7 protein-coding genes are annotated in these 8,823 nt (G+C 69.4%); 2 read left to right on the plus strand and 5 right to left on the minus strand.

Features of this window, described 5'->3' with window-relative positions; genetic code table 11:
• From VFG33_RS11105 to VFG33_RS11115, 3 genes are all read right to left on the minus strand, one after another.
• The coding region (locus VFG33_RS11105; RefSeq protein WP_524538128.1) for a mannitol dehydrogenase family protein at window positions 1-769 on the minus strand (769 nt) is incomplete at its 3' end.
• A complete protein-coding gene (locus VFG33_RS11110; protein WP_325025205.1) occupies window positions 766-1,707 on the minus strand; it encodes a sugar kinase in 942 nt (313 codons plus the stop codon). The genes VFG33_RS11105 and VFG33_RS11110, both read right to left, overlap by 4 nt.
• Window positions 1,707-2,705 (minus strand): LacI family DNA-binding transcriptional regulator, encoded by a 999-nt coding sequence (locus tag VFG33_RS11115; protein ID WP_325025207.1) that lies wholly within the window; start codon window positions 2,703-2,705, stop codon window positions 1,707-1,709. The genes VFG33_RS11110 and VFG33_RS11115 overlap by 1 nt, the downstream gene beginning before the upstream one ends.
• 143 nt (window positions 2,706-2,848) lie before the next feature.
• Here VFG33_RS11115 and uxaC point away from each other — a divergent pair, with 143 nt between their 5' ends.
• Window positions 2,849-4,255 (plus strand): glucuronate isomerase, encoded by a 1,407-nt coding sequence (gene uxaC / locus VFG33_RS11120; protein ID WP_325025209.1) that lies wholly within the window; start codon window positions 2,849-2,851, stop codon window positions 4,253-4,255.
• Between the two features lie 51 nt (window positions 4,256-4,306).
• Window positions 4,307-5,803, plus strand: coding sequence for a right-handed parallel beta-helix repeat-containing protein (locus VFG33_RS11125; protein ID WP_325025211.1), 1,497 nt, complete (start codon window positions 4,307-4,309; stop codon window positions 5,801-5,803).
• Here VFG33_RS11125 and VFG33_RS11130 read toward each other — a convergent pair.
• The gene (locus VFG33_RS11130; RefSeq protein ID WP_325025213.1) at window positions 5,800-7,071 is read right to left on the minus strand and encodes an O-antigen ligase family protein; all 1,272 of its coding nucleotides are present in this window, start codon (window positions 7,069-7,071) and stop codon (window positions 5,800-5,802) included. The genes VFG33_RS11125 and VFG33_RS11130 overlap by 4 nt on opposite strands.
• Window positions 7,072-7,076: 5 nt before the next feature.
• Window positions 7,077-8,705, minus strand: a complete 1,629-nt coding sequence (locus VFG33_RS11135; RefSeq protein ID WP_325025215.1) for a Wzz/FepE/Etk N-terminal domain-containing protein — start codon at window positions 8,703-8,705, stop codon at window positions 7,077-7,079.
• Window positions 8,706-8,823: the final 118 nt, after the last annotated feature.

Here is an 8,823-nt window from a genome sequence, read left to right on the forward strand (position 1 = left end):
ACTGCAGGAACGGCTCGGCCACCACCACAGCCTCATCCCGTACGCCGAGCAACCGCGCAGCCTCATCCCGATCGGCCGCCGTGGTCGCCGGCACGATGCGATCCACCATGCTCGCCGGGAACCGCGCCGCCCCCAGTTGGCCCGGCAAACCCTTCAGCGAGGAGGCCTCCGCGTAGTCCGTCATCAACCGACGGAGAAAGGGGCCATTAGCAACCAGGTTGTCACAGGACAGCACCGTCAACGGGGCCGCCCCGGTCTCCGCGCGACGCGCCAACCCGGCAGCCAACTGCCCCACCACCGTCCTCGGTGGTCGCCCGGCAAGATCAGCCAGGATCTCCGGATCCGTCAGGTCGAGACCGCCTCCACCCGCAGCCCGATAGCCCTTCTCGGTCACAGTCAGCGTCACCACCGCCACGGCTGGGTCTGCGATCCGCGCGACCACCGCCTCCGGATCCTCCGGCGCGGTCAGCACCTCGCGGATGCTCCCGATCACCTGGATGGTCGGCGCTCCCAGCCCCCGTTCGAGCACCGAGTAGAGGCCGTCCTGCGGAGCCAACTGGTCTCGCACGCTCGCCGATCGCTGGCTCACTCCTGCGATCCCCCAGCGAGCGTCGCCGGTCACCCGGGCCGCCTGCTCGGTGAAGACAGCCTGGTGGGCGCGATGGAACGCGCCGAGCCCGAGGTGCACGATCCCGACCGTCAGTTCGCGCGGATCCACCACCGGGGCGAACTCAGCCGGCAGGTTCACCAGGGACAATCGCTGACTCATGCCGATACCTCCGCTGTTCCGTGGGCCGCATGCGCCCGGGTCTCCTCGAGCGTCGCGACATAACCGGTCCCGCCCAGTCCACCGACCGACAACGAGGCCGCCGCGACACCTAGCCGAACGGCATCCACCAACTCATCGCCCAACGCGAGCCTTGCCGTCACTGTCCCGGCGAACGAGTCCCCCGCCCCGGTCTGGTCGACGACCGTCGGAGCCTCGATCACGGGCACTTCGACGATCCGCCCGCCGTCGTCCAGCAGGACCCCCTCGACCCCGCGGGTCAAGGCGACCGCCTGCACGCCGAGCCCCCTGAGCGCGGTACAGGCTGCGATCGGGTCGTCGGAGGCGCTCACGAGGTGCGCCTCGCGGGGCCAGGCAGGCGTCACCAGCCTCGTGTACTGCGCGAGCGCGCGCAGGTGATCCGCCGCGCCGGCGGCATCCACCAACCTCGGTCGCCAGTTCGGGTCGTAGACGAAGCACCGGGAATTCGCGGCAGCCACGCGGACCGCTTGAGCCGAGAGCGGCGAGATCGCACAAGCGATCCCGCTGGCGAGAACGGCGCCTACCTCGGCAACCAGGTCCACGGGAACATCGCCAGGCCCCAGCCCCGAGCCTGCGCTCCCCCGCCGAACGTAGGTGAACTCCCGCGCGCCGGACGGATCAGCGTGCTGCAGATAAAGACCGTGCTGACCCTGCACCCTGATGACCAGGGAGGTGTCGATGCCGAGAGCAACCACCCGGTCGAGCAGCCGATCGCCCAGCTCGTCGTCCGGGACCCGCGCGAGCAGCGCGGTCCGGGCGCCGGCCGCAGCGGAGGCAGCGGCCGCGTTGAGCGCGTCACCGGAGAAGTTGAGGGTCAGGTTCGTGCCCGCGTCGAGCGGTTCGGTGGAGCTGAGCTCGACCAGGATCTCGCCGAGCACCAGTACGTCGGGGATCGCCATCACACCGTTCCATCCTCTGGGCGTTGGTTCACTCCGGTCGAGTCGCGAACCATCAACTCGACCGTCAGCGTCTTGCGCGCGCCGGACTCGACACCGTCCAGCAGGCTGAGCAGTAGTTCCACGGCGAGCCGGCCGGCCTGCTGCTTCGGCATTCGCACGGTGGTCAGCGCGGGCCGGGCCATCCGGGACATCGCGATGTCGTCGATCCCGACCACACTCAAGTCCCCCGGCACCGCGATCCCCCGGGTGTGCAAGCGCGCAAGCAGGCCGAGCGCGACCAGGTCGTTGTAGGCGACCACAGCGGACGCACCGGTGGCCACCACCTGGTCAGCGGCCGCCATCCCGCCGTCGTAGTGCGGCGGGAAATGGCCCACCTCGATCAGCTCGACTCCAAGCTCCGCGGCCGCGACCGCCAGCCCCTTGCCGCGCTGCTCGCTGGACCAGGAGGTCGCAGGGCCACCCACCCAGGCGATCCGCCGGTGGCCGAGGGCAACCAGGTGCGCGATCGGCTGGCGCATGCCGTCCTGGTGATCGAAGATCACCGCCGGGAGGTCGCCGACCAGCCGGTTGACCAGGACGACCGTCGTGTCGGCGGCGACGGCGTTCAGTTCGTCGACGGACATCCGTGGCGAGCAGAGGATCAAGCCGTCGACCTGTTTCGACAGCGCCTGGACCAGCCCGGCCTCGGCCGCGGCGTCCTCGTCGGTGTCCGCGAGGAAGACGGCCACATCGGCGGCCCGGGCCCGCGCCTGCACGCCCTTCGCCACGCTGGGGAAGAACGGGTTCGCGAGATCCGGCAGCACCAGTCCGATGGTGCCGGTCCGCCCGGTGATCAGCCCGCGGGCCGCCTTGTTCGGCGCGTAGCCGATCGAGGTCGCCGCCGCCTGGACCTTCGCCCGGGTCGCCGCGTTGACCCGTTCGGGCAGCGTCAGAGCCCGCGAGGCCGTCGAGGTGGAGACGCCCGCCAGCCGGGCGACATCACGAAGGGTCGCGGCCACATCCACCTCCAAGGTCGGGTGCGCAGAGTCTGCAATCGGTTGCAGCTGCGTGTCAACAAGCCTGCCACAGACTCGCCACTTGTGCTGAAATGCCAGGACTGCAATCCTTTGCAGGAATTGCCACGACGTCTGACGGAGGATCCATGCCGAAGGCTCTGCAGCCTCACCCGGACCGTGCCCTGCCCGCCGGCGAGGCCCGCGAGCTGGCCCGGCGCATCCACCAGTCCACCCGCGCACTGCCGCTGCTCTGCCTGCACGGACACGTCGACGCCACCCTGTTCGCGACCGACGAGCCCTTCGGCAATCCCGCCGACCTGCTGGTGGTCCCGGACCACTACGTGACCCGGATGCTGATCTCCCAGGGCGTCCCGCCGGACCGCCTCGGCCTGCCCCGGCGGGACGGCACCAGAACCGCCGAACCACGCGAGATCTGGCGCGAGTTCTGCTCCCACTGGCACCTCTTCCGCGGTACTCCGAGCCGCTACTGGCTGGAACACGAGTTCGCCGAGGTCCTCGGAGTCACCGTTGCCCCGTCCGCCGAGACGGCCGACACCCTGTACGACGAGATCTCGGCGCGACTGGCCGAACCACAGTTCCGGCCGAGGGCGTTGCTCGACCAGTTCAACATCGAGGTGATCTCCACCACCGATGCCGCGACGGACGACCTCGCTCCGCACGCCAAGGTGGCCGCCGATCTGCCGGGCCGGGTGATCCCGACCTTCCGGCCCGACGCTGTGGTCCACGTCGACCGGCCGGGGTGGAGCGACCTCGCCCGCCAGCTCGGCGAACTCGCCGGCACCGACACCACGTCGTACGCCGGCTATCTGCAGGCGCTGAGGCAGCGACGTCAGGCCTTCGTGGCCGCGGGCGCTCGGGCGACGGACCACGGGCACCTCAGCGCGGCCGCCGTACCCCTGCACGGCGCGACCGCCGAGCGGATCTACGCCGACGCGCTGCGCGCCGAGGTGTCCGCTGACGACGCCGCCGCGTTCGCCGGGCACATGTTGTTCCAGATGGCGGCGATGTCGGCCGAGGACGGGCTGGTCATGCAGCTCCACCCGGGCGTACTGCGGGATCACCATGCCGGGATCTATTCGACGTACGGGCCGGACCAGGGGCACGACATCCCTGTGGCGGCCGAGTTCACCAGGTCGCTGCGGCCGGTGCTCGAGCGCTTCGGGCATGTCGACGGGTTCCGGATGGTGCTGTTCACGGTGGACGAGACCACGTACTCGCGGGAGCTGGCTCCACTCGCCGGCGTCTACCCGAGTGTCCGGTTGGGCGCGCCGTGGTGGTTCCTGGACAGCCCTGGTGGCATGCGGCGGTTCCGCGACCTCGTGACCGAGACCGCGGGCTTCTACAACACCACCGGCTTCGTCGACGACACCCGCGCCTTCCTGTCCATCCCAGCGCGGCACGACCTGGCCCGGCGGATCGACGCGGGCTACCTCGCGAACCTGGTGCTCGAGCACCGGCTGGACGAGGACGACGCGTTCGAGGTCGCCCAGGACCTCGCCTACAACCTGGCCCGCACCACGTACCTCGGCTGACCCCTTAGAGTTGGGCAACTTTGTCGGCGGGGCCTGCTCTTGGGGGATTTGATGAGTCGCGGGATTGCCTCGGTCGCTGTTGCCGCGGCGCTGCTCTTGATGCTGGGCGCTTGCAGTGACCAACCAACGGTTGCAACTCCTCCTTCCCCGGCCAATGAGCTCCAGCTGGATGCGATCGGCCCTGCCTTCGCGCCCAAGTGCGCCGGAGTCACGGTCACGCCGGAGCAGGATCCGCAGCAGGTGATCGACCAGCACCCGGCCGCCACCACGTTCTGCTTCAGCAAAGGGCTGCACCGGATCACCAGCGCCATCAGGCCAGGAGCCGGCGCGACGCTGGCCAGTAGCGAAGGCGCTGTGTTGACCGGTTCGATCCCCCTCACCACCTGGCGACGGGACGGCGAGTACTGGGTGGCTCGCGGCGCGCTGCCGGCGGCGTACGAGCTGAAGGGCCAGTGCGAGGACAACAAGACCAACCCCTGCCGGCCGGGCGAGCAGCTCTTCGTGAACGGCAAGCACCTAACCCGCGTGATGTCACGGGATGCGGTGAAGCCCGGGACCTTCTTCGGCGACTACGCCACGAACGCCATCTACGTGGCGGACGACGTGCGGAAGCTCGACGTCGAGCTGTCCCGGACCGAGACGGCGATCGACAAGTCCGCGACCGACGTCACGATCACTGGCCTCACCATCGAGCACTTCGCCAGCAAGCCGCAAGGCGGTGCGCTCCAGGTCGGGACCGGCTGGAAGGTCAGCGACAACGAGGTCCGCTGGAACCATGCGGTCGGCATCATGATCATCCAGGGCGACAAGGCCGTCCTGCAGCGCAATGTGGTGGCCGACAACGGGCAGCTCGGCATCGGGCAGTACAGCTCGGCGGGCGTCCGGATCACCGAGAATCTGGTCACCAGGAACAACACCGACGGATTCTGGATCGCCGACTGGGAGTCCGGCGGGATCAAGTCGACCAGGTCGTCCGGTGAGGTGTCCCGCAACGACATCGTGGCCAACCGCGGCATCGGGATGTGGAGCGACATCGCGGAGTACGACCGGGTGATCAAGGGGAACCGGATCAAGGACAACGCCGCTGACGGGATCCGGTACGAGATCAGCTACCAGGCCGTGATCGAGCAGAACACCGTCGAGGGCAACGGGTTCGGCACCGGCCGGAACTCGGGCCCGAGTCTGTGGGACGGCGGCGGGATCAACATCAACACGTCGTCCGAGGTCCGCGTCACCGGCAACCTGATCCGCGGCAACCGCAACGGCATCTCGATCCAGTCCCGCACCCGCGGCGACGGACCGCGCGGCCGCTACGTCCTGCGCGACATCGTGATCGAGTCCAACCAGGTGGTGATGGACTCCGAGACCGCCAGTACCGGAGTGGTCGAGAACAAGAACTCCCCCGCCCAGGACGGCGCGATCACCTTCAGCCGGAACACCTACCGCATCGGTGACCAGCAGGCCGAACGCTTCGCCTACCGCGGCCGCACGATGACCTGGACCCAATGGCAGGCGGCCGGCTTCGACAAGGACAGTGTCTCCAGCTAAGTGAGAGCTCTGGCCCGGGCGCGTAATCGGTCGGCGTCACAGACCGCGGCGGCGACGAGCAGGTGGAGGGTCATCGAGCTCAGGTCGGACAGCCCGCTCTCGTTCAGCGAGGCGGCGGTGACGTACCCGAGCAGCAGCGCGCCGCTAGCTTTCACGTACGGCGTGGGCGCGCGGAGCACGGAGATCCACGCGACGATCAGCGCGATCCCGACGATCGTGACAGCGAGCAGACCCGTCTCCCAGTAGAGGCTGAGCCAACTGTTGTCGATCGCCATCACGTCGACGTCGCCCTCACCCCGCGTCAGCAGCACGCGCTTGTTGCCGAGCCCGTGCCCGATGATCGCGGTCTGCAGAGACACGTCCTCGTCCAACACGTACTGCCAACTGGTGGTCCGGCCGCTCAACGAACTGATCTGCGCGGCCCCCTGCCCTCGGAGCAGCCACGTATGCAGGGACGGCACGGACAGGAAGACCAGACCGACCAGCGCCGGTACTGCGAACGTCGCTACCCGCCCGACCCACGTCTTGCGGGTCAGCAGCAACGCGAGCACCAGGCCGAACCCGACCGCCGCGGCCGCCGTACGGGTCCGGCTCAGGGCGACCAGGACCAGGCCGAGCCCGATCATCATGCCCGCCGGGATGACCGGCATCTTCCGAGCCACCAGGGCGATGATCGCCAGCCCCAGCAGGATCGCGCCGACCTCGCCGACGCGCGGCGGCAGCATCGGGATGATGACGCCTTGCAGCCGGAAACCGGTACCGAAGGAGTTCAGCGGTCGCCAGGCCTGCGCCGGATCCCACAGCACGCTCAGCACGACTGTCGCCGCGAGCAACAGATGGGCGATCAGGTGGGCCCGGATCAGACGTTCGGGGATCTGGATCAGTGGACGCCAGAACAGGAAGATCAGCATCAACCCGAGCAGCAGCCGGGCCAGCCGGAGCAACGGGCTGAGCGGTTCGGTCAACAGGAACGCGGTGGCGCTCGCGAACAGCACATAGACGACATACAGGTTGGTGGCCGGGCTGATCCTGGTCCGGAAGCCCGGCTTGGTCGCCGCCAGCACGACCAGGAAAACCGCGATCAGCAGCGCGCCCTTCAGCATGCTGTTGGTCGAACCGGTGGTGCCCTGAGGCGCGGCCGCCCGGGCCGACCAGGGCTGCACTCCGAGCACCAGCAGGCACCACAAGAGCAACCAGAACCAGCCGGCCTTCTCGATCTCCTGGTCGGTGTCGGTGGTTCCCGGCACCGGCGGCGCCAACAGAGTCATACTTCTTAGCGGATCGGGGGCACGGGAGCAGGCTCGGCCGGGGTGAAGTTCACGGGGATGCCGAGTGTCTCGTCGTGCAGCGAAGCACCGATCAGTACGACGCCCAGCACCGGCGCACCCGCGAACCGCAGCGCGGCGGTCAGCCGACTGACATCGGTGTCCTTGTCGTGTCCCACCTGAACCACCAGCACGGAGGCATCCACTGCAGCAGCCAGCGGGGTGATCCCGTGCCGTCCCACCGCGGCCGGTCCGTGGATCACCACCGAGTAGCCCGGCGGCAGATCGGCCACGATCCCAGGCACCAGTGACGGTCCGACGGCCAGCGCCGAATCATCGTGGTTCAGACCGGGCGGCAGCACATAAAGGTCAGCGACCGTGCCCGGACGGAACAGCTTGCGAGCCCGTACTGCGCGAGTCCCGGCGGGCTCCATCACCAGATCGGTCAGGCCCTCGTGGTCCGTCACGTGCGAGAGCACCGGCATCCCACCCAGATCCGCGAGGACGAGCAATGTCTCCCGCCCGTCCCGCGCACTCGCCTCGGCCATGGCCAGCGCGATACCGGCCGAGTTCGGCGTCGGCGAGGCCGACACCACGAGGAGCGCCCCGGCGCCGCTGGCACCGATGCCGCGCGGGTTGAGCTCGCGGCGGGCCAGCGCACCGCTCGCCTCGGCACCGAGGGCGGTGACTTCCGACGGCCGTAGCTGCGGAGCGGCCCGGCGCCAGAAGCGGCGGCGCCCCCCGACGGAGGCCGTGATGACCGGCGCACCGGCGGCCCGGGCCGCCTGGTCGCGGGTCAGGACGAACGGGCTCAGGTGGGTGCTGAGGAGGGCTAGACCAAACCCGAGCACCAGGCCGAGGATCGCGCCGACGGTGATGTCGCGATACACCAGCGGCGAGGAGGTCGCGGCATCACTGGTCGCGGGCGTCACCAACTGGCTGCTCGAACCGACACCCGTCAGGGCCTTCTTCATCGCGGACGCGTCGTCGGCAGCCTGCCGGGCCTCGGTGGCGAGGCCGACCCGCTGGTCACGGAGCGCGGCGGCCGTCTGCGTGTCGCCCCTGCTGACGGCCTCGGCGATCTGGCTGACCAGGGTCTTCGACTGGGCCGTCGCTGTTCGGGACCGGTCCGATGCCTGTCCGGCGAGGGTGGTCAGCAGTGCCTTGGCCTCGTTGCTCCGCTGGGCCAGGTAGATCCGGGCGATGGCGTTGGCCCGGCGTACGGCCTCATCGGCGGTCGGGCCGTCGATAGTGATCAGGTACGCGTTGTCGGTCACGGCCTTGACCCGGGTGACGCTGGCCAGCGCCTCCACCGAGTCGTCCGTGGTGGGCATGTCGAGGGACTTGGCCACCTCGCGCAGCAACGCCGGGCTGGCCATCACCCGCGCCTGCGTCTCGGCCGGCAGATCCATCCCGAGCGGGCCGGTCTTGTCGGTACCGCTGGGCAGCTTGGCGACCAGGGCCGGCGGTACCGCCGGGCCGATCACGACCTGGCTGGACGCGGTCCAGCGCTCGGTCTGGGCCAGCGAGAAGACGGCCGCGCCGAGGGTGCCCAGCAGGATGCAGCCGACGATCAGCCACTTGTGCCGCAGCAGCGACTGGGCGGTCTCCCGCCACACCACTGTTCCCGGTTCCATCCGGTCCCCCATTCATCTCGCGGCAGGATATCCGCATCGCCGATGGTCCGGAACGGTGCGTGGCGGAAGGCTGGTCAAACGTCACTTTCTGTGGCCTACTCCTCTCGGGGGAAATCTC

The sequence above is a fragment of the Kribbella sp. genome (genome assembly GCF_035687465.1).
In the GTDB taxonomy this organism is placed as follows: domain Bacteria; phylum Actinomycetota; class Actinomycetes; order Propionibacteriales; family Kribbellaceae; genus Kribbella.

Coding starts and splice junctions, on each gene's coding strand:
- VFG33_RS11135 (WP_325025215.1), bottom strand. CDS start 8,705: ATGGAACCGGGAACAGTGGTGTGGCGGGAGACCGCCCAGTCGCTGCTG.
- VFG33_RS11110 (WP_325025205.1), bottom strand. CDS start 1,707: ATGGCGATCCCCGACGTACTGGTGCTCGGCGAGATCCTGGTCGAGCTC.
- uxaC (WP_325025209.1), top strand. CDS start 2,849: ATGCCGAAGGCTCTGCAGCCTCACCCGGACCGTGCCCTGCCCGCCGGC.
- VFG33_RS11125 (WP_325025211.1), top strand. CDS start 4,307: ATGAGTCGCGGGATTGCCTCGGTCGCTGTTGCCGCGGCGCTGCTCTTG.
- VFG33_RS11130 (WP_325025213.1), bottom strand. CDS start 7,071: ATGACTCTGTTGGCGCCGCCGGTGCCGGGAACCACCGACACCGACCAG.